This is a genomic window from Kitasatospora sp. NPDC056731, assembly GCF_040687675.1.
Taxonomy (GTDB): Bacteria; Actinomycetota; Actinomycetes; order Streptomycetales; family Streptomycetaceae; genus Kitasatospora.
On sequence record NZ_JBFBNR010000002.1, the window covers coordinates 181,060 to 207,257 of the forward strand.

Here is a 26,198-nt window from a genome sequence, read left to right on the forward strand (position 1 = left end):
GGCGTGTTCCTGCGCAGCATGTTCGCCGTCTCGGCGGAGATGGGCGCGTTGTCCGGGCACCTGCCCGAGCGCGGCCTGACCCCGGGGCTGATCCTGCCCGGCAGCCACACCATGCAGGCCTTCGCCCAGTCCGGCGTCCTGCTCTACCAGTTGAGCAGCGATCCGCTCGCCGACGACGAGGTCACCCTGGTCGGCACGGTCAAGTCCCGATTCCTCGCCCCGGTCGTGCCCGGCGACCAGGTCGTGCTCGACGTCCGCGCGGACCGGCTGTCCGGCCCCACCTTCGCCTTCTCCGCGGTGGTGACCGTGGAGGGCCGGTCGGTCGCCGGGTTCCGCGGCGCGATGAGCCGGGCGAAGGTCGATCCCGTGGCGGCCCGGCCGTGGTGACCCCGGTGATCACCGGACTGGCCTGGGACACTCCGCTGGGCCGGGACCAGGAGGCGGTGTGGGAACGGTTGTGCGCGGGCGATTCGGCGCTGGCACCCGTCCACTCGCCGCACCCCTTGCGCAACACCGCCGCCGCCGTCATCGCGTCGGTGCCGTACGGGACCGGGGCGGGCGAGCGCCAGCGCGCGCTCGCCGGGCGGACGCTGTCCGCGGCGTTCGCGGACGCCGGTCTGTCCACCACCGACCCCGAGGTCGGCCTGGTCCTGGGCACCAGCTTCGGCGCCTGCCTGGACGAGGCGGAGCCGACGCTGCACGCGTGGGCCGACGACGCGGCGGCGGGCATCGGGCACCCGGGCACCCCGGTCTGCGTCATGACCGCCTGTTCCGCCGGATCGGACGCGATCGCCGTCGCGCACGCCCTGGTGCGCTCGGGCGAGCGGCGGGTCTGCGTGGCGGGCGGGGTGGACGTGGTCACCGAGGCCAAGCGGCTCGGGCACTCCGCGCTGGGCACGATGAGCCCCACCGGACTGCGGGCCTTCGACCGGGCGCGCGACGGGATGCTGCTCGGCGAGGGCGCGGCCTTCGTGGTGGTCGAGCACCCCGACTCCGCCCGGGAGCGCGGCGCCCGGGTGCACGCCCGGCTGCGCGGGGCCGGCGCGGCCAACGACGCCGCCGGGCTCACCGCACCGGACCCGTCCGGGCGCGCCGTGCTGCGCGCCGTCGAACGCTGCCTGGCCTCCGCGGGCCTGGCACCCGCGGACATCGCGGTGGTCAACGCCCACGGGACCGGCACACCGCTCAACGACGAGGTCGAGGCGCGCAGCCTGCTGGAACTGTTCGGGGCCGACGGCCCGTTGGTGTTCGCCACCAAGGGGGCGTTCGGGCACAGCCTGGGCGCGACCGGGGCCGTCGAGGCCGTGGCGACGGTCCTGGCACTGCGCCACCGACGAGTCCCACCGGTCCTCGGGCTGCGCGATCCGGCGGCCCCGCTGCGGCTGGCCGCGGGATCGGCGCAACCCGTCGGCCCCGGCGCCGGACTGAGCCTGACGCTGGGGTTCGGCGGGTTCAACACGTGCCTGCTGTTCGAAGGGGTGAGGGCGTGACACACGTGCCGACGGGCATACGGGTGCTGGGTTCGGCGACGGTGGTCGCCGACGACCCGGACGAGTACACGGTGAACAAACCGTCCTTCTACGCCGACCCGGCGGCCTGGCTGGTCGCCGAGACCGTGGACCGGGCACTGGCGGACTGCGCCGAACCCGTGCTCGACGACGCCGCCGACACCGGGATCCTGGTCATGAGCGCGACCGGGAGCGAACGGACGATGCGCCGCATCGCCGCCTCGGTGCCGAAGTCCCGGGTGTCGCCGCTGCGCTTCGCCGGAGCGAACCCGGGCGTGCTGGCCGGGCTGCCCGCCCTGCGCCACGAGTTGCGCGGGCCGTCCCTGCTGCTGGCGGCGCACCCCGACCGGGCCACCCCCGTCGCGTTCACGGTGATCGGCGGCTGGCTCGCGGACGGCCACGCCCGGTACGCGCTCCTGGTCGGCCTGCAACCCGCCGCGGGAGAAGGGCAGTTGTGTCGCTGCCTGGTCCTGACCGGCGCCCGGGAAGACCGGTGAACAGCCTCACCCGGTCCGAGGTGGCCGACTTCCTGACCCGGGTCGAGGCAACCCCGGCCAGTACGGGCGGCGGCGCCCCGGCCGGGGTGGACGACGTGCTGGCGGACCTGGCCGGGCTGGGCCTGGCACCGGGCGACGCGGTCGTGCTCTGCCTCACCAACGGAGTCGAACTGCTGCGCGTGCTGCTCTCGTCGCTGCTGCTGGGCCTGGTGCCGCTGGCCGTGCCGCCGAGCACGCCGTGGCAGCGGGTGCGCGCGCTCGCCGGGCACGTCGGGGCCGGCGTCGTGGTGACCACCCGGCTGGCCGGCGCGGGGCCGCAACTGCCGGTGGGCGGCGCGCTCGCCGTGCCGACCGGGCACCCCACCACCCCGTACCGGCCGGGCGAGATCCTGCTGTCCACCTCCGGCACCTCCGGGATGTTCAGCGCGTGCGTGCACCGGGTGGCCTCGCTCCTGCACAACGCCCGCCTGCACGCCGGGGCCACGGGCATCACCTCGGCCGACACCCTGCTGGTGAACCTGCCGCTGTACTACTCCTACGCCCTCGTGGCGCAGGCGCTCGCCGCGTACGTGACCAAGGCGCGACTGGTGCTCGACGGGCCGCCGTTCTCGCCGGCCGCCTACCGCGACGCGGTCACCGCGCGCGGGGTCACCCACTCGGCGGTGACCCCGACGATCGCCCGCCAACTGCTGGCCGACCCCGGGCTCGTGCCACGTGGCCTGCGGGCACTGGCGGTCGGCGGGGACCGGCTCGCACCCGCGGAGGTGGCCCGCCTGCTGGCCGCGCGGCCCGCCGCGGAGCTGTACCTGACCTACGGGCTCACCGAGGCCGGACCACGCGTGTCGACCCTGGCCGCGCACGCCGAGCCCGCGCACCGGTACGGCTCCGTCGGCCGCCCGCTGCCGGGAGTGCGCGCGTCACTGCGCGGGGTGCAGGGCGACGTGGGCGAACTGCTGGTCGAATCCGGCACCGTACTGCTGCGCCGGGTCGGGCAGCACAGCGGCAGAGTCCTGCTGGGGCCGCGGACCATCGCCACCGGGGACGCCTTCTCGATCGACGACGGCTATCTGACCTTCCACGGACGACTGTCGGACTTCGTGGTCCTGCGCGGCGAGAAGGTCTCGCTGAACACCGTCCGGCAGGCCGCGCACGCCATCCCGGGGGTCGTGCACTGCGTGCCCGAGGTGGTGGACGAGGACGGCACGCAAGTCCTCCACGTCCACCTGTCCGTCACCGGCACCCTCCCCGGCGGCGAGAAGGCACTGCGCCACCTCCTCAACTCCCAGCTGCTGCCCGCCGAACGCCCGCGCGCGGTGTTCGTCTCCACCGCCGACCCGGAGGCCTTCCGCAAATGACCCTCCGCCTCGGCTGGACCGTCCCGACGGCCCTCTCACCCGCCGGACTCCGCGCGTTCGCGGTGACCGCGGAGAACCTCGGGTACGACCACCTGTCCGTCCCCGAACACCTGGTGTCCGGTGTTCCCGCCTACGAGAGCCTGACGCTGGTGGCGTTCCTGGCAGCCGTCACCACCCGGATCGAGCTGGCGACCGCGATGACGATCCTGCCGCACCGCCCGGTGGTGCTCGCCGCCAAGCAGACCGCGCAACTGGCCCACCTCAGCGGCGACCGACTGCGGCTGGGCGTCGCCATCGGATCCGACCCCGCCGAGTCCGCCGCCCTCGGCGTCGCCCCGGGCACCCGTGCGGCACTGTTCGAGGAACAGGTCCATGCGCTGCGTCTGCTGTGGACGCGGCCGGACGCGGACTTCGCCGGCGAGCACGTCGCGTTCTCCGGCGTCACCCTCACCCCCCGGCCGCGTCCCGTACCCCTCTGGATGGGCGGCGGCACCCTGCGCACCGGAGGAAGACCCGGCTCACTGCGCCGGATCGCCACCCTCGCCGACGGCTTCACCATGTCCGGCCTGCTCGCCGACCGGGTCAACCGCGGTGCCGCACTCATCGCCGAACTGCGGACGGCGGTGACCGAAGCCGGCCGCGACTGGAGCGCCTTCGGCATCGAGGCCCGCCTGCGCCCCGCCCCCGGCCGGCCGGACACCTGGCGCTCCCTCGCCGACGCCTGGCGGACCGCCGGCGCCACCCACCTCACCGTCACCACCGACGACCTCTCCCTGCTGGCCCCACTGCACGCGGCGCTGACCGGGTAGCACGCCGGCCGGCACGCCCCTTTCGCCTTCCTCACCGGCTCGCAGGCTTGCCGAGATGTCGCCGCCGTCGACCGGCTCGGCCTCCAGGCGGGCGAGGGTGTCTGCCGCGGCGGGGGTGGCCGGGGTGTAGACGACGATGAACTCGTGGGCGTCGTCGGCCATCTGGAAGGCGTCCCAGGACAGCTCGACCGTTCCGGCGCGGGTGCGCAGGCGCGTGATGTCGTGGGTGAGTTCCATGATCGAGTGCCGATCCCACAGGTCCGCGAACTCGGGGCTCTCCTGGCGGAGTCGGGCGATCTGCCGGGCGAACTCCGGGTCGTGCGGGCGCGCGGCGGCCTCGGTGCGCAGGTAGGCGACCGTCTCGCGGGCCTTGGTCGGCCAGTCCACGTAGATGTCGCGCGCCCTGGGGTCGGTGAAGACGAGCAGGCCGAGCGTGCGCCGGGCTTCGGGGACGTCGGCGAAGTCGAGGAAGGTGCGGGCGGCGAGGGGGTTCCAGGCGAGGATGGCGCCGCAGTGGCCGACCAGGTAGGCGGGGGTGCAGCGCATCGAGTCGAGGAAGAGCTGGACGCTGGGGCGCACCGGGCCCCGGCGACCGGCCGCCTGCCGGGGTGGCGCGGCCGGGCGGGCGAGCGTGCGGAGGTAGCGGTGCTCGTTGGCGGTCAGGCGCAGCGCGGCGGCGACCGCGTCGATGACGGCGTCCGAGACCCGGGAGGCCTGGCCGCGCTCCAGGCGGACGTACTGGTCGACGCTGACGTTCGCCAGCGCGGCGACCTCCTCCCGGCGCAGGCCCTCGACCCGGCGGACGCCTTGCCAGGGGGGTACGCCGACGTCCTGGGGGTGTAGTCGCGTGCGACGGGAGACGAGGAACTCGCGTATCGCGGCCTTGGTGTCCACGCATGCATCGTGCGCGATCCCCGTGCCGTCGCACAGACACCAACCGGCCATGTTCCTTCACGCCTCCTGCACACGGCAACGGCCGGACCCAGGGCAAGTCTTGCCCTCCCCAGGCGCACTGACTGAGCGTCATGCTCATTCCACCCGCACCGCCAGGGCGGGTCCCGCCAACGGAAGGGATCACGAACCATGACTGAGAGCGCCTGGGTCAAGCCGGAGATGAGGTCCGACGAGTTCGAGGCCGGCATGAGCTGTTCCTGCAGCTGCGGCGCCTTCTCCGGCGCCGGCAGCGGCCACGGGATCGAGGACCCCGCGGCCGAGTGACGGCCCTGCCGAGATCGGCACCGCTCATCACGTAGCCGGTCGGTGCCCGGCCTCCGGGCCGGGCACCCACCCCTGACGGCCGAGGTGGAGAATGAAACTGCTCGAACTCTGGGACGACCTGGTGGTTCCCGACGACCTGGTCTACTTCACGAACGGCGGGGACCGTCTGGTCACCAATCCGGAGCTGGCGGCCTGGTGCCTGATGACCGCCCTGGAAGCCGACGTGCTCCGGGCGCTCGCCGCCCCGGGCCGCCCGAGGGGCACGCTGCCCACGGACGCGGGCACCGTCGAGCGGGCGCTGGCGAAGGCGGTCCTGAACTGGCTGGTCTACCTGCCCGGCCGGCGCCCCGTGGTCCGGGCCCCGGAACCGCAGTTGTCGATGGTCTACTACGCGATCACGGACGGCTGCAACCTGCGCTGCCCCTACTGCTACGCCTCGTCGGAGAAGGCCCTGCCCGGCGAGCTCGACACCGCCGAGTCGCTCGACCTCGTCGACCAGGCCGCCGACCTGGGGGCCCGGGTCATCGTCTTCACCGGCGGTGAACCCATGCTCCGCAAGGACCTGTTCACCGTCGCCGGGCACGCCCGGGAACGCGGGCTCGCCGCCAACATCATCACCAACGGCACCACCATCCGGCGGCTCGAAACCGCGCAGCGGATGGCCGAGATCTTCAACCAGGTCACGGTCAGCCTGGACGGCGGCACCGTCGAGACGCACGAACGGACCCGCGGCAAGGGCACCTTCGCCCGGACGGCCCAGGGCCTGCGCCTGCTGAACCAGGCGGGCGTCACCCCGGTCATCAACCACGTGGTGACCCCCGAGAACGTCGACGTCCTCGACCGGCTGGCCGAGTTCGTCGCCGACCTCGACATCTCCCGGGTCCGGATGATGAACCACACCGACCTGGGCCGCGGTGCGACCGACGGCTTCGACTACGGCTGGGCGGACTACCAGAAGGTGCTGGACTTCTGCTGGACCCACCCGCTGGCCGGCAAGCTCCTGCCGGAGGGCCCGAAGGCGAGCAAACCCTGTTCGGTGAAGGGCAACTGCGGCATGGGCGGCAACGAGGTCTACGTCAACTCGCTCGGCACGGTCTACCCCTGCAAGCTCGTCACCGAGCAGGTCCACATCGCGGGCAACGTCCGCCGACAGCCGCTGGCGGAGATCTTCGCCGCCCCGGTCCTCGCCGACCTGCGGACCAACAACGTCTTCACCGGGGAGAACCTCCAGGACTGCCGCCGCTGCTACATCCGCGGTGCCTGCGGCGGCGGCTGCCGGGCCTACCACCTGGCCGAGACCGGCGACGTGCACCGCAACGGCCGCCACCTCTGCCGCATCCTGCGCCAGTCGATGATCGCCAGCCTGTGGAGCGCGAACGGCGTCCCGGGGGCCCGGCTCAAGGCCGGACGGGACGAGCTGTTCCGCCCGTTGCTCGTCCGGGACGACTCCCTCCACCCGGCGTACGAGGACTGGAAGACCCCCGAGCGCCGCCTGCTGCCGCTCGCCGACCGAGAGGACCGCCGATGCACTACCTGATCGACTCCGAAGTGGTCTGGACCCCGTCCCTGAACGAGGTGCGGCTCTACTCGGCCCGCAGCGGGGAGTTCCGCACCCTCAACCACACCGCCGCCGAGATCTGGCTGGAACTGGCCGAGAACCGGTCCGTCCCGGACGTGATCGCCGAACTCGCCCGGCGCCACGGCGCGGAGAGCCCCGCGCAGCGGGCACTGATCGCCAAGGACGTCCAGGAGTTCGTGGAACGGCTGCTGGCACAGGACCTGCTGATGGCGGCGGACCCGGGTGACGCCCGTGTCTGAGGAACCGTCGGAGGTCCGACTGCTGCGCAGCGCCCTGGCCGCCGTGGGGAAGGCACGGCTGAAGACCACCGGGCGAAGCATGCTGCCCACGATCGAACCCGGGACCGTGATCACGGTCCAGGCCCGGCCCTTCGACGAGGTGGAACCGGGAGACGTGGCGGTCGTCCTGGTCGACCGAAAGGTGATCGTGCACCGCGTGGTCGACCGGGCGGGCACCCGGCTGCTCACCCGGGGGGACAACCTCCCGCTGGTCGACCCGGCGGTCGGGCCCGGGGCGTACCTCGGGGCGGTGCCCGGGTACCGCCGGCCGGTCCCGCTCCCCGGCCTGGACCTGGCACGGCTCGCCGCCCACCCCGACCGGGGGGCGGGCCGGACCCGGATCTGGCTCCCCGGCCCGGCCCCGGCCTACGCGTGGTGGCATCCGACGATGCGCCGTGGCGACACGCCCGGCCTGTCGAGAGGCGACGCCCGACTGGTGATCAGCGTCTCCCCGTACGGCGCGCTCCCGGGGACCGCCCTCGACCAACTGCTCGCCGCCGCCGGCCGGCGCGACGTCGACATCCTGCTCGGCCGGGCCACCGGCTGCCCCTCGGGCGACCGGACGACCGGCCCCTCGGGCGATCGGGCGACCGGGCCTTCGGAGGGCTGGGGCGGACGGCCGCCGCTGCGGCCCGGGACGGCGGACTTCCACGTCGGCCACGGCACCCTGTTGGAACCGCCGCGACTGGCCGACACCGCCGAGTTCGTCCGCGCACGCGTCGAAGCCGTCCGGGGCGCCCTCCCCGTCCGGCCGGCCCAGGCCCCGGGCCGGCCGGACCTCGCGGGGTGGCGCGGATGACAACCCCGCTGCACGTCGAGAACCTGGTCAAGCGCTACACCGGCATGACCCGTAACGCCGTCGACGGTATCTCCTTCGACCTCGCCGACGGCGCCGTCGTCGGACTGCTCGGGCCGAACGGCGCGGGGAAGACCACGCTCACCAAGCTGATCTGCGGCGTGGCCGCGCCCACCACGGGCCGGGTCACCGTGTTCGACGAGGAGCCGACGGCGGGCAGCGAGGTGAAGCACCGCCTCGGCGTCGTCCACCAGTCGGCGCCCTTCGACATGATGCTGTCCCTCCTGGACAACCTGCGCATCGCCGCTGCCTTCAAGGACCTGCGCTGGCACGAAGTCCGGCCGACGGTCGACGAGTTGTTGGACACGTTCGGTCTCGGCGCGGCCACCGGCCAACTGGTGTTCACCCTCTCCGGCGGCGAGCGGCGCCGCCTCCAGATCGTCCGGGCGCTGCTCGGCCGCCCCCGGCTGCTGCTGCTCGACGAGCCCTCCGCCGGCATGGATGTGAGCGGCCGCCGAAGGATGTGGGAGCTGCTGCGGGACCTGCGCAACCAGTACGGCACCACCATGCTGTGGACCAGCCACTACGTCGAGGAACTGGAACGCAACTGCGGCCGGGTGCTGATCGTCGACCGGGGCCGGCTCCTCCAGGACGGCACCCCGCGCGAACTCGCCGAGCGCTTCGGCCCACAGGCCGCACGCGTCCGGCCGACCGACGCGACGCAGCCCGAGGCGCTCGCCGACCTGGCCCGCTCGGCCGGGCTGCAGGCCGTCGTCACGGACGGACTGGTGCAGTTGTCCGGCCGCGATGTGAGCACCCGGCTGCCCGCCCTTCTCACCCGCCTGCGCTCCGACGGCCCGGACACGGCGTCCGTGGAGTACCTCCCGCCGTCGCTGGAGGACGCGTTCATCGACCTCGTGGAGAACCACCGTGACCACTGCGACCGCTGACTCCTCCGGCACCGCTGACTCCGCCGGTACCGCTGACTCCGCCGAGACCGACGGCACCGCGCCCGCCCCGTCCATCGCCCGGCGCGGACGGTGGAGGCAGGACGCCGTCGCCACCCTGTACCGCGAGTACTGCCTGCTCACCCGCAACCGGACCAACCTCCTGCTGGCCATCACCCCGAGCGCGGTCTACCTGCTGCTGTTCGCGACCTCGCTCTCCCACCTGGTGGGCGACGTCCGCTACCACGGACGCGCGGTCGGCTACGCCGAGTTCACCGTGCCCGCGCTGATGCTCTCCTCCATGCTGGCGGCGGCCACCGCGGCGGGCACGTCGCTGTTCCAGGAACGGCTCGGTCAGATGGAACTCGAACTCTGGTCGTACCCGCTACGGCGCAGCAGCTACGTGCTGGGCAAGCTGGCCGCCGGCGCAGGGCTCGTCCTGGCGCAGACCCTGCTGGCGCTCGCCATCGCGCTCGCCGTCTTCGACTTCCGCTGGCCGGCGGGGCACTGGACCGCCCTGATCGCCTCGACGGTGCTGGCCTCCTTCGCCTGCAACGGCCTCTACCTGCTGCTGGCCACGCTGTTCACCGACTTCCAGCGCTTCACGGTGACGGTCAACGTCCTGGCCCCGGTCCTGCTCTTCGCCGCCCCGTCCTTCTACCCGGTCGAGCAGATGGCCCCGGTGCTGCGCCTGCTGTCCTGGGCGGATCCGGTCACCTACGTGGTCCGCTGCCTACGGGACTCCGCCCTGCTGGGCTTCGACGCGGCCTGGCCGCAGATGCTGCTCCTGGCCGGCATCGCCGCCGTCACCAGTGCGCTGACCGCCCGCTCGCTGCTGGTGCGCGCCGCGAAGCTGTGACGGATCGTCCGGCGTCCGTTGCCGGAGGGGAGGTGCGTTCAGTCGCCGAGGATCCGTTCCCACAGCAGCCCGTCCCGCCAGCTCCCGTCGAGAAGGATCGAGGAGTGCGCGACACCGTACGGGCTGAAGCCGTGGCGGCGCAGCACCCGGTGCGATGCCACATTCTCCAGGCTGGTGGACGCCTCGGCGCGGTGCAGCCCGAGTTCGTCCGTCATCACCCGGAGCGCGAGTTCGACGGCACGCCCGGCGTGCCCCTGATTCTGGGCGACACTGGCGATCCAGTATCCGACGGAGCCGCGGCGCAGGTGCGGCTGCGGCAGGATGCCCGAGACGGTGATCTGCCCGATCACCTGGTCGTCGGCGAGCACGACGCCCGGCCAGACCGTGCCGGCCCGGTATCCGGCCAACAGCCCGTCGATCCGCTCCGCCTGGCCCTCCGGGGTGAAGAACTCGGCCGGCTGGGCCGGTTCCCACGGCCGGAAGGCCTCGACGTCCCGCACCCGATGCGCGGCTATCGGGGCGGCGTCGGCGGTCTCGATCAGACGGATACCGGTACGGCTGCGCATGGGCTGGTCCTTGTCACGGTGGGCCGGATGAGACGGCAGCCTATGCGAACCCTTCCGCCTGGCCGCACTCCGCGACCACAAACGCATCTACGAAGCACGCTAGGAGTTTCGCTCCGTACGTCGGGTCCGTCCCTCGAAACCGTCTCAGGGAGGCAGAGCCGGCCAGGTCGCATAGATCGGCTGAGCTGATGAGTTATCGCCATCAGCCTTTCGGGCCTTATGGCCGCGGGTGGTGTTTCCTTGCCTGTCGGTCGGGCGAGAGTGGCCGAGACTGGCGGGGAACTGCGCCGGATGCCACCGATCGAATGGCATGACGGAGGAAGCATGCTCGGGTGCTGGAGGGAACGCAGGACGACGGCACCCCGAGCGAGCGGCACGTCGTGACCGACGCGGTCTCGGGCGGGCAGCTGTACGCCTACGAGGCCGTGCACACCGGCATCGGCCAGGGCCAGTACAACGGCACGGTGCCCCTGGGCACCACGCACACCCTGCTCGGGTACGAGATGAACGACACCGCGCGCGGCGGCCACCGGACCTACGACATGCACCACGCGGCGAAGGGCCGAGGAGACCTGTTCACCGACCAGGACGACCGGTGGGGCAACGGCGACCAGAGCAACGACGAGACCGCCGGCGTCGACGCCCACTACGGTGCCGCCCAGACCTGGGACTACCTCCGGGACGTCCACGGACGCACCGGCATCCGCGGTGACGGCGTCGGCACCTACAGCCGGGTCCACGCCGGCTCCAACTACACGAACGCCTTCTGGAGCGACAAGTGCTCCTGCATGACCTACGGTGACGGGCCCGGCAACGCCAGGCCCCTGACCGAACTGGACGTGGCCGCCCACGAGATGATCCACGGACTCACCTCCGCCACCGCGGGCCTGGAGTACACGGGGGAGTCCGGTGGCCTCAACGAAGCCACCAGCGACATCTTCGGCACCGGGGTCTCCTTCCACGCCGACAACCCGAAGGACGTCCCCGGCTACCTGATGGGAAAGCACCTCGACCTCGACGGCAAGGGAACCCCGCTGCGCTACCTGGACCGGCCCTCCAGGGACGGCCACTCCCCGGACTACTGGTACGACGGCATCGCCGACCTCGGCGTCCACTACTCCTCGGGCCCCGCCAACCACTTCTTCTACCTGCTGGCCGAGGGCAGCGGCCCCAAGACGATCAACGGCTACGACTACGACAGCCCCACCGTCGACGGCCGGGCCGTCACCGGAATCGGCCGGGTGGACGCCGAGCGGATCTGGTACCGCGCGCTGACCACCTACATGACCTCCACCACCGACTACTCCGGTGCCCGCGCCGCCACCCTCCAGGCCGCCGCCGACCTCTTCGGCCCCGACAGCACCGCCTCCACTACCGTCGCCTCCACCTGGTCCGCGGTGAACGTCGACAGCTGACCCCACCGGCCGGGCGACCCCTGCCTCCGCCCGTGGGGCGCTTCACCTGGATGCCGAAGGATGTCCCGGCCTTCAGCCCGGGGAGGAATCCGGTTTCCCGCGTGGCGGGTCAGGGGCGGCCGTTTTGCCGCCAGGCGGACCGGTGTATACCAATCCGAGTGCGAACACTTTTTTGTCAGACCGTCAGGCTATGGTGCCGGGCATGGAGATCACAGCGCAGAACACCGGCCCGGCATCCGGCCTCCGTCCCGTGACGGACAGCCGCCGACCGCACTCTGCACGGTGATCGTCAAATACTCACACGCGAGATTCAGGGGCGAGAACATGTCACGGACCGAACTCCACCGACGACGTGCCGTCATCGGGCTCATAGCCGGCGCGACGCTGATATCCCTCGCCGGATGCGGATCGTCGAGCCCGGCCAAGAGCGCCACCGCACCGGGGGCCGCGGTCTCGACGTCCGCGGGTGCGGCGCCGGCTGACGCGGCAGCGCCCCCGGCGGCGGGCGCCCCCACCGGCCCGCCGGCGAAGGCCGGCAAGGGCAGCGCCGACGTGACCTTCAGCGGCGTGGAGTCCGGCTCCATCAAGGCCACCGACAGCACCTGCACCGTCATCAACGGTGAGCTGACGTCCTTCCAGGCGCCGTCGGACCAGAACGCCGGCGGCCCGAACGTCGGCGGCGTCCAGTCGGGCACCGGCTGGATGATGCCGGTGAGCACCGCCGCCCACGTCGGCGGCTACGTGAAGAACAACGCGACCGGCGTCAAGGCGACCAAGACCGGCGATGGTTGGACGGTCACGCTGACGGACACGGAGGTGGCCGCCACCTACGACCTCGGTCAGACGATCACGCTCAACGGAACGGTCATCTGCGGCACGGTCGTCAGCGCCGGCTGACCGGCTGACCGGCCGAAGAGCGGGACCTTGTGCCGAACGCCGGCGGGAGCCACCAGACCGGAGGCTCCCCCCGGCCACAACTCCACCGAGCGTGCGGGTGCATCACCGGATGCGACCGCCGGAGGACCCCTCACGTACCTCTTTGGTGTCCCAAGGTGCAGATTTCGTAAGCCTGTTGAAGGATGGACGGGTCCTCATTCGGAGTGACGCTCCCTCGGTGGGGGCGCTGACAGGCTGGCTCGTGGCGAACTCCTGTTCGCCCGAGTGAAGGGAAGATCCATGTCTCGTCGTCTGGCCAGTGCCCTGATCGCAGCCTTCTGTCTGGCGGTGTCCGCGTCACCCGCCTCCGCCGCTGTGGCGGGGGCCGAGGACTCCGCAGCTTCGTCGGCCCGCCCGCGTGGCGGTCCGCTGCAACTCGCCCTCAACGGGCTGACCGACGCCAAGGCGGTGTCCGCGATCGCCGAGGTGCGTGACGGTGACCAGCGGTGGCGCGGCACCACGGGGGTGACCGACCTGGTCGGTCAGGCGCCCGTCCGCGGTGACGGCCGGTTCCGGATCGGCAGCGTCACCAAGACGTTCGTCGCCACCACGGTGCTGCAACTGGTCGGCGAGCACCGGCTCGGCCTGGAGGACCCGGTGTCGAGCCACCTGCCGGGGCTGGTCCCCAACGGGCAGAACATCACCGTCCGCCAGCTGCTCAACCAGCGCACGGGCCTGTTCGATGCCACCAACGAGGGCACCGACGTCTTTCCCAACCTCAACGACCCGGCCGTCTTCCGGACGTGGCTGGCCCAGGGCGGGTTGAACCGTACGTTCACCGCGCGCCAGTTGGTGACCGCCTCCGTCTCCCACGCCCCGTACTTCGCGCCCGGCACCCAATGGGGCTACTCCAACACCAACTTCGACATCCTCGGCCTGATCATCGAGCAGGTCACCGGGCACCCCTACGGACAGGAGGTCGGTCAGCGCATCCTGCGCCCGCTCGGGATGACGAAGACCACGGTCCCCGGCCGCTCCACCACGATCCCCGGCCCGCACGCCCACAGCTACTGGACCACCGTGGACGGCGCCGGCACCGGAAACGTCAAGAAGACGGACATCGACGTCACCGACCACAACCCCTCCTGGGCGGGCGCCGCCGGCGAGATCATCTCCACCACCGATGACCTGATCCGCTTCCAGCAGGCCCTGCTGAACGGGAAGTTGCTGCGCCCGGCGGAGCAGCGCGAGATGACCACGACGTTTGAGACCGTGCCGGGCTCGCACGAAATCGACTACGGGATGGGGCTGGCGCGGGTGCAGCTCTCCTGCACCACCGTGCTGGGCCACAACGGTGGCACCTTCGGCTTCACCACCCAGCTGTGGGGCACCGCCGACCGCCAGGTCGCGCTCTCCTACACCCCGCGGGGCGATGACGCCGAGCAGACGGCGCAGAACGAGGCGGGCAACAAGTTCCTCGACGCCGTCTTCTGCGGCACCCGCTGAACGCCCGCCGGGGGCGGGCCGGGCGTGTCGACGACCTGTTCCTGATTCTTCGTCAATTACCACTACAGTAAGCACATTTGGATGGCGTGGGTGCGACAGCGAGCCGGGCACCCCCGTGGCGAACCTCTACGCCGTCCTCATCGCCGGACATAACGAAAGCCCCCAGGGGGGCGCGCGGACGGCGGGTGCGGACGGTGTTCGTGTGGATAGCGCGGCGACGCGCCGGGGGTTCACTCGCACGAGTGATTGTGACGCTGTGCACATTGCCGGACACTCAAAGTATTCGGGGAGCTCATAGGGGCTCTCCCGGCGCGAGGGGAGCCGTCATGGCCGCAGCCGAATCTTCCTCCATCGAGGTGCCGCGGATCGCGAGCAGTTCGCAGCCCGCCGACCGGGACCAGGGCCTCGCGGCGATCGGCGGCAACGTCGGCGCCGTGTGGCGGGGGTGGTGGACGTGGACCCCGGGGAACGGGACGTTCAACCTCCAGATCGCCTGGAACGTCATCGGGATCGACTCGACGGTCGTCATCACGGCCTCCGAGATCGACGGCAACGGGCACCGGTTCGTCGGCGCGGCGCCCTTCCAGGTGTCGAGCATCGCCCCCGCCAACGGACTGGTGACGTTCAAGATCAACATCGGCTGGAACAGCCCGCTGCCGATGCGCACCGACGTCCTGGTCTTCAACTGAGCATCGCTCTTCGGTCGGCACGGTCGCGCAGGTTGGCGACCGTGCCGATCCGGTGAAGACAAGCATGGCCCGCCCCGTGGCGGTTCCGGGTTCGCCCGAACCGCCACGGGGCGCCCGTTTTCCCGGGAGGAGTCGGCTCCGTCGCGACCGCACCGGGCATCCCCGCCGGCGGCGCAGGTGCTGTGCACTGTGAATCACCGTGAACTCATATGAACGGTCGGATAATTCGCCGCCCGCCGCGTTGACGGCCCCCCTGTCGCGGATAGAACACTGAGCACATAAGTGATTCCGCACATAGGGGGCTCGATGCAGTTCGAGTATGTCCTGCTCGCCCTGCTGGCCGGCCGGCCGTTCAGCGGGTACGACCTGCGCAAGTGGGTCGAGACGGAGGGCCAGTTCCTCCGTTCGCGGGCTCACCACAGCCAGATCTACCGCCTGTTGGGGCGGATGGTGGCGGACGGCTGGGTGGCGTTCGAGGTCGACCCGCGCGAGGGGCGTCCCGACGCGAAGGTGTACCGGCTCACGCCCGTGGGGCGGGAGGCGCTGATGGAGTGGGTGCGCTCCCCGTACGAGCCGCCCAGCCGGTTCCAGGACGCGGACTTCCTCTCCCGCTTCGCCTTCGCCGCGGTCCTGGACCGCGAGGCGGCGATCCGGCTGATCCGCACCGAACTGGACCACCGGCGCGAGCAGATCGCCCGCAACCGGCCCCGCGACCGTACGGTCCGCTTCGAGGATCCGCTGCCCGAACTGGACCAGGAACTGGCACGCGAGGTCTACGAGGAACTTCACCAGTACGGCGCCGGCGCGATGGACGCGTGGGTGGCCTGGCTGGAGCGCATGCTCCGGCGTCTCGAACAGTGGCAGCCGGGGCGGCAGACGCCACCGGCCGGAGAGGGGAGCGCCGCATGAAGGCGATCATGGTGATGTTCGACAGCCTCAACCGGCACATGCTGCCGCCCTACGGCGGGGACTGGACGCACGCGCCGAACTTCGCACGGCTGGCCGAGCGGTCCGTCACCTTCGACCACGCCTACGCGGGGTCGATGCCGTGCATGCCGGCCCGCCGCGAGATCCACACCGGCCGGTACAACTTCCTGCACCGCAGCTGGGGCCCGCTGGAGCCGTTCGACGACTCCATGCCCGAACTCCTCAAGCAGAACGGGGTGTACACCCACCTGGTCAGCGACCACCCGCACTACTGGGAGGACGGCGGCGCCACCTACCACGGCCGGTACAACACCTGGGAGTTCTTCCGCGGCCAGGAGGGCGACCCGTGGAAGGGCCAGGTGGCCGACCCGGAGATCCCCGAGGACCTGAAGAAGCTTCGCTTCGAGTCCTACCGGCAGGACTGGGTGAACCGCCCGCACCTGGCGACCGAGGACCGCCACCCGCAAACACTGACCTTCGACGCGGGCCTGGAGTTCGTCCGCACCAATCGGGAGGCGGACCGGTGGTTCGTGCAGATCGAGACCTTCGACCCGCACGAGCCGTTCTTCAGCCACCAGCGCTTCAAGGACCTCTACCCGCACGACTACGAAGGCCCGCACTTCGACTGGCCCGACTACAAGCGCGTGGTGGAGACCCCCGGCCAGGTCGAGCACGCCCGGCTGGAGTACGCGGCGCTGCTGTCGATGTGCGACCACTCCCTCGGGCGGGTGCTGGACCTGATGGACGAGCAGAACCTGTGGGACGACACCCTGCTGATCGTCAACACCGACCACGGCCTGCTGCTGGGGGAGAAGGGCTGGTGGGGTAAGACCGTCCAGCCCTGGTACAACGAACTGGTCCACCTGCCGCTGTTCGTGTGGGACCCGCGGGCCGGCAGGGCCGGGGAACGGCGCCGGGCCCTGGTGCAGACGATCGACCTCGCACCGACGCTGCTGGAGTACTTCGGCATCGAGCGCCCCGCGGACGTGCAGGGCCGCCCGCTGCCGGTGGCCGAGGACACCCCGGTACGGGAGGTGGCCCTGTTCGGAATCCACGGCGGCCACGTCAACGTCACCGACGGCCGCTACGTCTACATGCGCGCCCCCGCCACGGCGCAGAACGCGCCGCTGCTGGAGCACACGCTGATGCCCACCCACATGCGCGGGCGGTTCTCCCCGGCCGAGCTGGCGGACCTCCAGCTGGCGGAGCCGTTCACCTTCACCAAGGGCGTGCGCACCCTGCGCGTCCCCGGCCGCACCTTCATCAACCCCTACCAGCACGGCACCCTGCTGTTCGACCTGGAGGGCGACCCCGAGCAGCGCACCCCCCTCGTCGACGACGCGGCCGAGCTGCGGATGGCGACCCTGCTGGTGGAGCTGATGCGCGCGGGCGACGCGCCGCCGAGCCAGTACGAGCGCCTCGGCCTGCCCGCCGAGGGCCCGGTCGGCGCGGAGCACCTGCTGGTCCGCGCCCAGCGCGAGCAGGCCGACCGGACCGCCGAGCCGCTGCCCCGCCCGGAGGACTACCCCTCGGGACGCTTCTCGCTCCGGACCCCGGTGTTCGCCCTGATCTCCGACCCGGTCGCCGTGGAGGTGATGCGCAGGCACCTGCCCGGCATCGTCGACTCCGAGTTCCTGCAGTTCCTCGGCCCGACGCCGCTGATCGACGTCGCCGCCCTGGCCGGCGGCCTCACCGACGTGTCGGCCCTGCGCCGGGTGGCCGAGGAACTCGCCGCTCTCTGACCAGCCGGCGCACGACCCAGCCGGCGCACGAGGTACCGGTGACGGGGTTGCAGCCCCGTCACCGGCGAGCACGCCCCCTTTCCCCCGCACTGCCCCTGTGACGAACGATGCGAAGAGCGGAGTCGCGCATGTCCGACCTTATCGAGGGCACCTCCGGGCCCGCCACGAGGACCGGCCCACCCCCGGTCAAAGGCCGGTGGGCCCAGCTCTCGGTCCTCGGCGGCGCCATGCTGGTCGACGGCACCGAGGCCGGCCTGGTCACCGGCCTGTTCCCGGTCATCAGGAACGCGCTGGGCCTGACCCTCGGCTCGCTCGGCGTCCTGACCGCCGCCGGCAAGCTGATCGGCGTGCTCGCGGCCCCCCTGTGGGTGTGGGCGGCACGCCGCTGGTCGCGCAAGAGCGTCCTGGTCCTGTCCACCGGCCTGTGGGGGGTGTGGGGCGTGGCCGCCGGATTCTCCCGGAACTTCACCGAGCTGCTGGTCTTCCTCACGGTCCTCGCGGCCGGCTACGCGGCCGCCCAGCCGCTGGTCTCCGAGATCATCGGCGACCTGTTCGACTCGGCGTCGCGCGGCCGCGCCGTCGGCGCCCTCTACGGTGCGCTCGCACTGGCCGGCTCGGTGCTCGGCCCGCTCATCGGGCAGCTGGCGGGAGTCCACGACGGCTGGCGCTGGGGACTGTGGGGCGTCGGCGTCCTGAACATCCTCTTCGGCGTGGTGCTGCTGCTGTGCTTCCGCGACCCTGGCCGCGGCGCGGCCGAGCGGCAACTCGCCGACCTCGACCGGGCCGCCCGCGAGTCCCGGACGAAGGTCGACCTGGCCACCGTCGTCTCGCTGTTCAGGATTCCAAGCTTCGCGATCCTCCTGGTGTCGCGGCTGCTCTCGGGACACCTGCTGCTCTCCTCGTTCGCCGTCGTCTACCTGGTGGACGTGTTCGGCTTCACCACCCAGCGAGCCGCCGTCGTCCTGATGCCGCTGGGCATCGGATACCTGCTGGGCACCCTGCTGGGCGGCTTCCTCGCCGACTGGGCTACCCGCCGCAGCCCCCGCCACGGGCTTCCCGGCGCGCTCCAGGTCGCCCAGGTCGCCTTCGCCGTCCTCGCCTTCCTGGGCACCCAGGTCCACTACCGCGGCATCGGCGCGTACGCCCTGCTCTTCTGCCTGATGGGTGTCGCCCAGGGCGTCAATCCCAGCCTCAACCGGCCGATGGTCATGGCGGTCACCCCGCCCGAGCTGCGGGCCACCGCCTTCACGATCTACGTTTCGGTCTTCGAAGCCCTCGCGTGGGCCGCCTTCGGCCTGGGCGCCGGCTTCCTCGGCCAGGCGGTCGGACTCCGCCCGGTGTTCCTGGCGGTCCTGGTGGTCCTCATGCTCGTCAACGGCGCCTTCCTGACGCTCCTCCACCTGCCCTACGCGAAGGACGTGGAGCGGGTGCAGCGGGAGCTCGACCTCAGGCGCCAGGCAGCCCTGGCCTGACCCGGCCCGCCTTGCACAGCTCGCCGTAAACGGCCGGCTGAACCCACTCCCGGAGGAACCCGTGAACCTGCCCCCGGCGCCCTGCTGCACGCCCTCGCGAGGCCCCGGCGCGCTCCGCCCGCTCCAGCTCACGGCCCCGCGTCCCGCCGGGCCCGCGGACGGCATGGTCCTCCTGCCCGGCGGCGAGTTCCTGATGGGCACCGACGACTCCGAAGGCTTCCCCGACGACGGCGAAGGCCCCGTGCGGCAGGTCCGGCTGGACCCGTTCCTCCTCGACGCCCGCGCCGTCACCAACGAGCAGTTCACCGCGTTCGCCGCCGACACCGGCTACCGCACCGACGCCGAACGCCTGGGCTGGTCCTACGTCTTCGCCGGCTTCCTCCCGGCCGCCGTGCGGCGCACCGCCGCGCGGGTGGAGCGGACCCCCTGGTGGTGCGCGGTCACCGGAGCCGCCTGGGACCGGCCCGAGGGCGCGGGCAGCACGGTCGCCGACCGCGGCGACCACCCCGTCGTCCACGTCTCCTGGAACGACGCGCACGCCTACGCCTCCTGGGCCGGCAAGCGCCTGCCCACCGAAGCGGAGTGGGAGTACGCGGCTCGCGGCGGACTCGAACAGGCCCGCTACCCGTGGGGCGACGAACTCGATCCCGACGGCACCCACCGCTGCAACATCTGGCGCGGCACCTTCCCGGCGAAGAACACGGCCGCGGACGGCCACCGCGCCACCGCCCCCGCCGGCTCCTTCGCACCGAACGGCTTCGGCCTGTACAACATGTCCGGCAACGTGTGGGAGTGGTGCGCCGACTGGTGGACCACCGACCACCCCGCATCCCCGACCCCGGCCAACCCCGCCGGCCCCGCCACCGGAACCGCCAAGGTCATCCGCGGCGGCTCCCACCTGTGCCACAAGTCCTACTGCAACCGCTACCGCGTCGCCGCCCGCAGCTCCAACACCCCCGACAGCTCCAGCGGCCACGCCGGCTTCCGCTGCGCCCGCGACGCCGAACGGCCCGACTGACGCGCCGGCGGCCCGTCCGCGACGGGCCACGCCGTTCAGCCGGGGCTCGCCGATCACCGAGCGGACGTGCTGGACCCGGGCGGGCCGTCAGCCCTCCGGTGCGGGCGGCAGGTGGAAGCCGACCTCGGCGCCGCCGGAGGGGGCGGCGGTGGCGAAGACGGTGCCGTGGTCGGCGGCGACGAGGTCGTGGACGATGGCCAGGCCCAGCCCCGAGCCCGGGGTGGACTGGGTGGCGGCGGCGCGGTGGAAGCGCTCGAAGACGGCCTGCCGGTCGCCGGGGGCGATGCCGGGCCCGTGGTCGCGCACGGCCAGGCGGGTGCCGGTGACGTGGACCTCCACCGGGGCGCCGTCCGGGCTGAACTTGACGGCGTTGCCGACCAGGTTGTCCACGCAGCGCTGCAGCGCGCGCGGGCGGGCCTGCACCGGCACGGGCCGTTCGGAGGTGACGGTGATCTCGCGGCCGGTGCGGCGCCGGAAGCGCCGGGCGCTGTCCTCGGCGGCGGCCGTCAGGTCCACCGGTTCCGGGTCCTCCACGGTCTGCTGGTCGGTGGCCAACTCGACCAGCTCGCGGACGAGTTCGTCGAGTGCGACGGTTTCGGTGACCAGGGTGGCGAGGATCTGCTCCTCGTCCGCGGGGGCGAGCCGGCCGCGGGCGCGCTGGAGGAGTTCGGCGCAGCCGCGTACCGAGGTCAGCGGGGTGCGCAGCTCGTGGCTGGCGTCCTGGACCAGGCGCTGCTGCTGGTCGCGGGAGCGGCGCAGGGCGCCGACCATCGCCTCGAAGGCGCGGGTGAGGCGGCCGACTTCGTCGCGGCCGGCGGCGGGCAGCGGGGTGGCCAGGTCGCGGGTGGTGGTGATGTGTTCGGCGGCGCGGGCCAGGCGTCGCACCGGGCGCAGGATCCGGCCGAGGACGAGCCAGCTGAGCAGCGCGGAGGCGGCCGCGGCCGCGGCGCTGGTCCAGGTGATGCGGCGCAGGAACGCGTCGTCGACGGTCTGCGCCCCGGCGTAGGTCTGGCCGATCATCACCGCGCCCTGCCCGTCGGGGCGGGCCTTGGTGAGGATGCCGTAGGGGGTGCCGTCGACGGTGGCGTCCTCCTGGTGGGCGCCCTGTGCGGTACGGGCCACCTCCCGGGCCCGGGCCGAGACCGGCAGCGCCGGGCCGCCCGGGGCCCCCAGCGGCCGGGTGGTGCCGTCGGGCAGCAGCAGCTGTTCGACGGTGTCGGGCCGTGCGGGCGGGGGGCGGTCGAGGTCCAGGGCGGCGAGCACGGTGTGGGCCCGGTCCTCCAGGCTGCGGTCGAGCTGGTCGGCGACCAGGGTGCTGACACCGCGGTAGGCGGCGGTGACGGGTACGGCGATGGCCAGTAGGACGGAGGCGAGGACCACGAGGCCGATCCTGGTGCGCAGCATCAGGCGGTCCTGGCGGTGTAGCCGACGTTGCGCACGGTGTGGATCAGCCGGGGCGCGCCGCCGTCCTCGGTCTTGCGGCGCAGGTAGCCGATGTAGACGTCGAGCGAGCGCGAGTCGGTGTCGAAGTCGTAGCCCCAGATGCGTTCGTAGATCTGGTGGCGGGTCAGGACGGTGCCCTGGTTGCGCAGGAGCAGTTCCAGCAGGTCGAACTCGGTCTTGGTCAGGTCGAGCCGGCGCCCGCCGCGGTGGGCCTGGCGGGCGCCCGGGTCCAGGGCGAGGTCGTCGAGGCCGAGTTCGGCGCTCTCGCCGCCGAGCGGCTCGGTGCGGCGCAGCAGGGCGCGTATGCGGGCCAGGAGTTCCTCGGTGGCGAAGGGCTTGGCCAGGTAGTCGTCGGCGCCGGCGTCGAGCCCGGCGACCCGGTCGCCGAGCTGGTGGCGGGCGGTGAGGACCAGGACGGGCAGGCGGTCGCCGCGTCGGCGCAGCATCCGGCACAGCGCGAGGCCGTCGAGGCGGGGCATGACCACGTCCACCACGGCGAGGTCGGGGCGCCGGTGCTCCAGGAGCTCCAGGGCCTTCTGTCCGTCGGTGGTGGTGAGTACCCGGTAGCCCTCGAAGCGCAGCAGGTGGTCGAGGGTGTTGCGGACGCCGGGGTCGTCCTCGACGACCAGGACGGTGCGCCGGGCGGCGGTGGGATCTGTCATGGTGTCATCTTCGCTGGTGGCGGGCGTGGTCATGCCGGTCGGGGGCGGTCGGTCGGCGGGTCGGGCGGCCGGTCAGGCGGCCGGCAGGTCAGCGGGGGACCGGGACGACGGGGACCGGGGGGATGTGCGCGAGGCAGGAGGTGTCGCCGACCGCGCCGGTGCGGATGAAGTGGGTGGAGATGCCCACCGCGCAGCCGGTGGACTCCATCTCCGGGACGTGCCCGCTGTTGGGCACGGAGACGAAGGCGCTGCGGTGGAACTGGGCGGCGGAGAGACGGGAGTTGGCCTCGGGGGTGTTGGTGTCGAGGTCCCCGGAGAGCACCAGGACGGGCACGTCGGGCACGTTCTTCAGGTCGGTCGGCTGCGGGTCGGCGGTGCCGCGGCGCGGCCAGGACAGGCAGTTGTCGCCGCCGTCGGTCTGCCCCTCGGTCCAGCCCTTGACGCTGAACGCCCCGAAGTCGGCCGGGTCGGCGGTGGCCAGGGCGGCCCGGTACTGGCGGCGGCGCTCGGCGGGCGGGGCGGCCGGGTCCCAGGCGCGGGCGTAGTCGTTGCAGGTGACGGCCAGGAAGGAGGCCTGGTCCTCGGTGCCGGTGTGCTCGACCTCGGCGCGTACCAGGGCGGTCAGCGGTGCGTCGTCGCCCGCGGCGAGGGCGTGCAGGGCGGCCGGCAGCGCGCCGAGCAGACCGGGCTCCTCGGGGTGCAGGCCGATGCCCCGGGTGGCGGGTTCGTACATCAGGTCGGCGAGCTTGTCCTCGCTGAAGACCACGGTGCGCGGCCTGCCGCCGAGGGAGGCGGTCAGCACCAGCGGGCGGGTGCGCAGCCGCTCGGTGGCGGCGGCGAGGTCGCGGACGGCGCTTTCCGGGTCGCAGGCCCCGCTGCGCTCGCAGATCCGGCGCAGCGTCAGGGAGACCTGCTGGGCGCCGGGCCGGGCCAGGGAGTCGAAGGCGAGCGGGTAGGCGCCGGACAGCACCATCGACTCGACCCGCTGGGGGTGGCGGTCGGCGTAGACCGGCATCAGGTAGGTGCCGTACGACAGGCCGTACAGGACCAGCTTCGGGGCGCCCAGGCGCGCGCGGGCGGCATCGAGGTCGTCGGCGGTGGCGGCGCTGGTGTAGCCGCGGGCGCGCGGGCCGAGTTCCCCGGCGCAGTCGGCGACGAGCTCGCGCTGGGCGGGGCGCGGGGCGAAACGGTAGTCGGCCTCGGTGACGTCGCAGGGCAGTCGGCCGGAGCGGCCGGTGCCGCGCGGGTCCAGCAGGAGCAGGTCGTAGTCGTCCAGCACCCCCTGCAGTGCCCCGGCCACCTGGTCGGCGCGGTCGATGAGGGTCTCGCCGGGGCCGCCGGGGTTGAGCGCGATGGTGCCCCGGGCGGGGCCGGGGCGGCTGTGGCGCACCACCGCGTAGCTCACGCCGATGCCGCCCAGGCGCGGCTCGTCCGCCACCAGCGGGCGGCGCATGGTCGTGCAGTCGACCTGGTGCCCGGGGACGGTCGGGCACCACGCGGGCCAGCCCGCCGCCCCGGTGGGGGCGGCCTGCGCGGGCGAGGCGGTGGTGACCGGCAGCACCGCCGCCAGCACCGCCAGCGCGGCGGCGGCCAGCCCGCCCCGGCGGGGCGGCTCCTTCGCCCGGCTCGCGGTCGTCTCAGCCGCCGTGCCGGTCGTCTCTGCCGTCATGCCCGTCGCCGTGTTCGTCGTCATCGTCGTGCCCTCCGTACGTCCTGCGGTCGGTGTGGGCACGACCCTGCCGGGTGCCGGTCAGCGGTTCGGCAGAGCGACGGCAAAGACAGGTAAGAACTCCGGCCGGCCCCTCCGCCGGAACCATGCGACGCAGCGTCAAGATCCTTTCCTTGATGGAAACTTGACGAACACGAGTCGTCCCCAAGGCTTCTCTCTGTTCGAAAAATCGGTCTAACTATTAGCACCGGACGGGGCAGGGCCAGCACGCGGCAAGCGGCTGAAGCCCGCGGACGCCGGTGCCTTCCCGCCGTCGGGAAAGCCGCTCACCTTGCCCGGCCACGGCATCGCCATGCCCGCGTCGGCGAACCGTCAGGTCGCGCAAGGAAAGAACTCGTGGTGTTCACGTGGGGGAGAGGGGCAAGTCAAGGATGACGAAGTCCGCAGGAGCGCGCAGATTCGCGCAGGTGGTGGCGCTGGTCACGGTGGTGGCAACCGCCGCGGCCTGCAGTGGCGGTGGTGGGGGCGGCGGCAGCGGTAACCCGGGGCCGGCCGGAGCGGCGGTGCAGGGGGGTGTGGTGCGGGTCGCCGAGGCGCCGTCCACCTTCCCGGACGCCATCTGGCCGTTCGATTCCCCGGCCCAGGTCAGCACGGTGAACACCAGTCAGTTCCAGGAGCTGTTCTACCGCCCCCTGTACTACTGGGGCCTGAACGACAAGGTCACCCTCGACCCGGAGGTGTCCCTGGGCGAGGTGCCCACCTGGAGCGCGGACGGCACGACCGTCACCGTCCAGGTCAAGCCGTGGAAGTGGTCCAACGGCGAGGACGTCAACGCCCAGGACGTGCTGTTCTGGATCAACATGGCCAAGGCCGAGTCGTCGAACAGCGGCTACTACACCCCGCCGAACCCGGCGATCGGCGCCAAGTACTTTCCGGACAACGTGGCTTCGGCGACCGCCTCGGGACAGACCCTGACGCTGACCCTCAACACCCCGGTCAACCAGACCTGGTTCACCGACGACGAGCTCAGCCAGATCACCCCGATGCCGCTCGCCTGGGACCTCACCGGCCAGGGGCAGAAGGGCAGTTGCGCGAGCGACGCGTTCGGCTCGGACGCCGCCGCGAAGGACTGCGCGGCCGACTACGCCTACCTCAGCGCGCAGTCGACCAAGGGCGGCGACTTCGCGGGCAGCCCGCTGTGGTCGGTGGTCGACGGCCCGTGGAAGCTCAAGAACTACAACGGCACTTCCGGCGCGTACGGGATCGTGCCGAACACCGCCTACTCGGGCCCGCAGAAGCCGCACCTCGACGAGGTGGACTTCGTCCCGTACACCTCGGCCACCACCGAGTACGCGGACCTGAAGGCCGGCAGCGGCGGCGCCAACGCCATCGACGTCGGCTACCTGCCGGCCGAGAACTCCCCGACCTTCAACGCCAAGAACCCGGACGCGGGCAACCCGTTGAGCAGCGCGGGCTACTACATCCCGGCCCCGACCTACCTGGACGAGATCTCGTACTACCAGATCAACTTCGCCAACCCGGCCGTGGGCCCGCTGTTCAAGCAGCCCTACTTCACCAAGGCCGTCCAGGACACCGTGGACCAGCAGGGCATCATCAACGGCATCTGGAAGGGCTGGGGCTACCCGAGCACCGGCGCCGTGCCCAGCCTCCCGGCCGGCAACCCGCTCTCCCCCAAGAGCCAGTCCGAGCGCGCCACCTACGACCCGGCGGCCGCCAAACAGCTGCTGAGCAGCCACGGCTGGAACACCGACAGCGTCCCGGCCACCTGCACCGACCCGGGCACCGGCCCGAACCAGTGCGGCGCCGGCATCGCGGCGGGCACCAAGGCCGCGTTCACGCTCGACTACCCCTCCGGCCAGGCCGCGCTGGACACCATGGCGGCGGACATGCGCTCGGACGCGGCCAAGGCGGGCATCGGCATCACCATGGTCAGCCAGACCCAGAACACCATCGGCAACGAGGGCGTGGCCTGCAGCGACGCACAGCCGGCCGGCTGCCAGTGGCAGGGCCTGCTCTACGGCGGCTGGGTCTACGCCCCCGACTACTACCCGACCGGCGACGCGCTGTTCGCCACCGGAGCCGGGCCGAACGTCTGGAGCTTCTCCGATCCGAAGCTGGACCAGCTGATCGTCAAGACCACCACCGGCAGCGACGTCAACGACCTGTACGCCTACGAGGACTACATCGCGGGCGTCCAGCCGGTCATCTACACCCCCAACACGCTCGCGATCAGCGAGGTCACCAAGAAGCTGCACCTCGACGCCGGTGACCCCTTCCAGGGCTACGAGCCGGAGTACTGGTACTACACGAAATGACGGCCATCCGTAACGGCGTCGCCGCCGCCCC

Annotated in this window: 23 protein-coding genes and 2 pseudogenes; 20 read left to right on the forward strand and 5 right to left on the reverse strand. The window is 72.3% G+C overall.

Translation table 11 applies throughout. From position 1 onward, the window contains the following. Positions 1-3 precede the first annotated feature (3 nt). Genes AB0R04_RS03120 through AB0R04_RS03140 form a run of 5 tightly spaced genes read left to right on the forward strand, consistent with a single transcriptional unit; the run spans position 4 to position 4,169 of the window. The gene (locus AB0R04_RS03120; RefSeq protein WP_363367651.1) at positions 4-387 is read left to right on the forward strand and encodes a polyketide dehydratase; all 384 of its coding nucleotides are present in this window, start codon (positions 4-6) and stop codon (positions 385-387) included. Positions 388-392: 5 nt separating this feature from the next. Continuing rightward, positions 393-1,490 carry a beta-ketoacyl synthase N-terminal-like domain-containing protein gene (locus tag AB0R04_RS03125; RefSeq protein ID WP_363367653.1) on the forward strand — a complete coding sequence of 366 codons (1,098 nt, stop codon included), beginning with the start codon at positions 393-395 and terminating at the stop codon, positions 1,488-1,490. After that, positions 1,487-2,005: a polyketide synthase gene (locus AB0R04_RS03130; RefSeq protein WP_363367655.1), complete on the forward strand. Its 519-nt coding sequence runs from the start codon at positions 1,487-1,489 to the stop codon at positions 2,003-2,005. The genes AB0R04_RS03125 and AB0R04_RS03130 overlap by 4 nt, the downstream gene beginning before the upstream one ends. Then, positions 2,002-3,360, forward strand: coding sequence for a class I adenylate-forming enzyme family protein (locus AB0R04_RS03135; protein ID WP_363367656.1), 1,359 nt, complete (start codon positions 2,002-2,004; stop codon positions 3,358-3,360). The genes AB0R04_RS03130 and AB0R04_RS03135 overlap by 4 nt, the downstream gene beginning before the upstream one ends. Next, positions 3,357-4,169 (forward strand): TIGR03619 family F420-dependent LLM class oxidoreductase, encoded by an 813-nt coding sequence (locus AB0R04_RS03140; RefSeq protein WP_363367658.1) that lies wholly within the window; start codon positions 3,357-3,359, stop codon positions 4,167-4,169. Before AB0R04_RS03135 ends, AB0R04_RS03140 begins: the two co-directional genes overlap by 4 nt. Before the next feature lie 96 nt (positions 4,170-4,265). Here AB0R04_RS03140 and AB0R04_RS03145 read toward each other — a convergent pair. Continuing rightward, positions 4,266-5,114 (reverse strand): annotated as a pseudogene (locus AB0R04_RS03145) (helix-turn-helix domain-containing protein); the annotation flags it as partial. A gap of 138 nt (positions 5,115-5,252) precedes the next feature. Here AB0R04_RS03145 and stsA point away from each other — a divergent pair. From stsA to AB0R04_RS03175, 6 genes are all read left to right on the forward strand, one after another. After that, positions 5,253-5,387, forward strand: a complete 135-nt coding sequence (gene stsA, locus AB0R04_RS03150; protein WP_279634967.1) for a StsA family sactipeptide RiPP — start codon at positions 5,253-5,255, stop codon at positions 5,385-5,387. A 91-nt stretch (positions 5,388-5,478) separates the two neighbouring features. Continuing rightward, positions 5,479-6,924: a StsB family radical SAM/SPASM domain sactipeptide maturase gene (gene stsB, locus AB0R04_RS03155; protein WP_363367661.1), complete on the forward strand. Its 1,446-nt coding sequence runs from the start codon at positions 5,479-5,481 to the stop codon at positions 6,922-6,924. Beyond that, complete coding sequence (locus tag AB0R04_RS03160) at positions 6,912-7,205, forward strand: PqqD family protein (protein ID WP_363367663.1); 294 nt, start codon at positions 6,912-6,914, stop codon at positions 7,203-7,205. The genes stsB and AB0R04_RS03160 overlap by 13 nt, the downstream gene beginning before the upstream one ends. After that, positions 7,198-8,043 carry a S24/S26 family peptidase gene (locus AB0R04_RS03165; protein WP_363367665.1) on the forward strand — a complete coding sequence of 282 codons (846 nt, stop codon included), beginning with the start codon at positions 7,198-7,200 and terminating at the stop codon, positions 8,041-8,043. The genes AB0R04_RS03160 and AB0R04_RS03165 overlap by 8 nt, the downstream gene beginning before the upstream one ends. Then, entirely contained in the window at positions 8,040-8,990 is a 951-nt protein-coding gene (locus tag AB0R04_RS03170; RefSeq protein ID WP_363367667.1) for an ABC transporter ATP-binding protein, read from the forward strand. The genes AB0R04_RS03165 and AB0R04_RS03170 overlap by 4 nt, the downstream gene beginning before the upstream one ends. After that, positions 8,971-9,846, forward strand: a complete 876-nt coding sequence (locus tag AB0R04_RS03175; protein ID WP_363367669.1) for an ABC transporter permease — start codon at positions 8,971-8,973, stop codon at positions 9,844-9,846. The genes AB0R04_RS03170 and AB0R04_RS03175 overlap by 20 nt, the downstream gene beginning before the upstream one ends. Before the next feature lie 38 nt (positions 9,847-9,884). Here the strand turns inward: AB0R04_RS03175 and AB0R04_RS03180 are convergent, their stop codons facing one another. Further along, the gene (locus tag AB0R04_RS03180; RefSeq protein ID WP_363367671.1) at positions 9,885-10,412 is read right to left on the reverse strand and encodes a GNAT family protein; all 528 of its coding nucleotides are present in this window, start codon (positions 10,410-10,412) and stop codon (positions 9,885-9,887) included. A gap of 332 nt (positions 10,413-10,744) precedes the next feature. On the opposite strand from AB0R04_RS03180, the pseudogene AB0R04_RS03185 reads away from it, so the two are divergent. The 8 genes and pseudogenes from AB0R04_RS03185 to AB0R04_RS03220 all read left to right on the forward strand — a co-directional run. Beyond that, positions 10,745-11,827 (forward strand): annotated as a pseudogene (locus tag AB0R04_RS03185) (M4 family metallopeptidase); the annotation flags it as partial. 324 nt (positions 11,828-12,151) lie between these two features. Then, a complete protein-coding gene (locus AB0R04_RS03190; RefSeq protein WP_363367673.1) occupies positions 12,152-12,724 on the forward strand; it encodes a hypothetical protein in 573 nt (190 codons plus the stop codon). A gap of 279 nt (positions 12,725-13,003) precedes the next feature. Beyond that, on the forward strand, positions 13,004-14,209 hold the full coding sequence (locus AB0R04_RS03195) for a serine hydrolase domain-containing protein (protein WP_363367675.1): 1,206 nt from the start codon (positions 13,004-13,006) through the stop codon (positions 14,207-14,209). A 326-nt stretch (positions 14,210-14,535) separates the two neighbouring features. Next, the gene (locus AB0R04_RS03200; protein ID WP_363367677.1) at positions 14,536-14,898 is read left to right on the forward strand and encodes a hypothetical protein; all 363 of its coding nucleotides are present in this window, start codon (positions 14,536-14,538) and stop codon (positions 14,896-14,898) included. Between the two features lie 306 nt (positions 14,899-15,204). Further along, positions 15,205-15,807 (forward strand): PadR family transcriptional regulator, encoded by a 603-nt coding sequence (locus AB0R04_RS03205; protein ID WP_363367679.1) that lies wholly within the window; start codon positions 15,205-15,207, stop codon positions 15,805-15,807. Beyond that, positions 15,804-17,567, forward strand: a complete 1,764-nt coding sequence (locus AB0R04_RS03210; protein ID WP_363367681.1) for a sulfatase — start codon at positions 15,804-15,806, stop codon at positions 17,565-17,567. The genes AB0R04_RS03205 and AB0R04_RS03210 overlap by 4 nt, the downstream gene beginning before the upstream one ends. A 128-nt stretch (positions 17,568-17,695) precedes the next feature. Then, complete coding sequence (locus AB0R04_RS03215) at positions 17,696-19,039, forward strand: MFS transporter (RefSeq protein WP_363367683.1); 1,344 nt, start codon at positions 17,696-17,698, stop codon at positions 19,037-19,039. 163 nt (positions 19,040-19,202) lie between these two features. Beyond that, a complete protein-coding gene (locus AB0R04_RS03220) occupies positions 19,203-20,057 on the forward strand; it encodes a formylglycine-generating enzyme family protein (protein ID WP_363368011.1) in 855 nt (284 codons plus the stop codon). Positions 20,058-20,144: 87 nt separating this feature from the next. On the opposite strand, the gene AB0R04_RS03225 is transcribed toward AB0R04_RS03220, so the two are convergent. The 3 genes from AB0R04_RS03225 to AB0R04_RS03235 all read right to left on the reverse strand — a co-directional run bounded on the left by AB0R04_RS03225 (position 20,145) and on the right by AB0R04_RS03235 (position 23,855). Continuing rightward, positions 20,145-21,461 carry a HAMP domain-containing sensor histidine kinase gene (locus AB0R04_RS03225; protein WP_363367685.1) on the reverse strand — a complete coding sequence of 439 codons (1,317 nt, stop codon included), beginning with the start codon at positions 21,459-21,461 and terminating at the stop codon, positions 20,145-20,147. After that, positions 21,461-22,162, reverse strand: coding sequence for a response regulator transcription factor (locus tag AB0R04_RS03230; protein ID WP_363367687.1), 702 nt, complete (start codon positions 22,160-22,162; stop codon positions 21,461-21,463). Before AB0R04_RS03230 ends, AB0R04_RS03225 begins: the two co-directional genes overlap by 1 nt. An 88-nt stretch (positions 22,163-22,250) precedes the next feature. After that, complete coding sequence (locus AB0R04_RS03235; protein ID WP_363367689.1) at positions 22,251-23,855, reverse strand: alpha/beta hydrolase; 1,605 nt, start codon at positions 23,853-23,855, stop codon at positions 22,251-22,253. 407 nt (positions 23,856-24,262) lie between these two features. Here AB0R04_RS03235 and AB0R04_RS03240 point away from each other — a divergent pair, with 407 nt between their 5' ends. Then, positions 24,263-26,167 (forward strand): ABC transporter substrate-binding protein, encoded by a 1,905-nt coding sequence (locus tag AB0R04_RS03240; RefSeq protein ID WP_363367691.1) that lies wholly within the window; start codon positions 24,263-24,265, stop codon positions 26,165-26,167. Positions 26,168-26,198 lie beyond the last annotated feature (31 nt).

Bases quoted from the DNA above. Each gene is read 5' to 3' on its own strand.
- AB0R04_RS03140 (WP_363367658.1), top strand. From the start codon at position 3,357: ATGACCCTCCGCCTCGGCTGGACCGTCCCGACGGCCCTCTCACCCGCC.
- stsA (WP_279634967.1), top strand. From the start codon at position 5,253: ATGACTGAGAGCGCCTGGGTCAAGCCGGAGATGAGGTCCGACGAGTTC.
- stsB (WP_363367661.1), top strand. From the start codon at position 5,479: ATGAAACTGCTCGAACTCTGGGACGACCTGGTGGTTCCCGACGACCTG.
- AB0R04_RS03160 (WP_363367663.1), top strand. From the start codon at position 6,912: ATGCACTACCTGATCGACTCCGAAGTGGTCTGGACCCCGTCCCTGAAC.
- AB0R04_RS03170 (WP_363367667.1), top strand. From the start codon at position 8,040: ATGACAACCCCGCTGCACGTCGAGAACCTGGTCAAGCGCTACACCGGC.
- AB0R04_RS03180 (WP_363367671.1), bottom strand. From the start codon at position 10,412: ATGCGCAGCCGTACCGGTATCCGTCTGATCGAGACCGCCGACGCCGCC.
- AB0R04_RS03190 (WP_363367673.1), top strand. From the start codon at position 12,152: ATGTCACGGACCGAACTCCACCGACGACGTGCCGTCATCGGGCTCATA.
- AB0R04_RS03195 (WP_363367675.1), top strand. From the start codon at position 13,004: ATGTCTCGTCGTCTGGCCAGTGCCCTGATCGCAGCCTTCTGTCTGGCG.
- AB0R04_RS03200 (WP_363367677.1), top strand. From the start codon at position 14,536: ATGGCCGCAGCCGAATCTTCCTCCATCGAGGTGCCGCGGATCGCGAGC.
- AB0R04_RS03205 (WP_363367679.1), top strand. From the start codon at position 15,205: ATGCAGTTCGAGTATGTCCTGCTCGCCCTGCTGGCCGGCCGGCCGTTC.
- AB0R04_RS03210 (WP_363367681.1), top strand. From the start codon at position 15,804: ATGAAGGCGATCATGGTGATGTTCGACAGCCTCAACCGGCACATGCTG.
- AB0R04_RS03215 (WP_363367683.1), top strand. From the start codon at position 17,696: ATGTCCGACCTTATCGAGGGCACCTCCGGGCCCGCCACGAGGACCGGC.
- AB0R04_RS03220 (WP_363368011.1), top strand. From the start codon at position 19,203: ATGGTCCTCCTGCCCGGCGGCGAGTTCCTGATGGGCACCGACGACTCC.
- AB0R04_RS03225 (WP_363367685.1), bottom strand. From the start codon at position 21,461: ATGCTGCGCACCAGGATCGGCCTCGTGGTCCTCGCCTCCGTCCTACTG.
- AB0R04_RS03230 (WP_363367687.1), bottom strand. From the start codon at position 22,162: ATGACAGATCCCACCGCCGCCCGGCGCACCGTCCTGGTCGTCGAGGAC.
- AB0R04_RS03235 (WP_363367689.1), bottom strand. From the start codon at position 23,855: ATGACGACGAACACGGCGACGGGCATGACGGCAGAGACGACCGGCACG.
- AB0R04_RS03240 (WP_363367691.1), top strand. From the start codon at position 24,263: ATGACGAAGTCCGCAGGAGCGCGCAGATTCGCGCAGGTGGTGGCGCTG.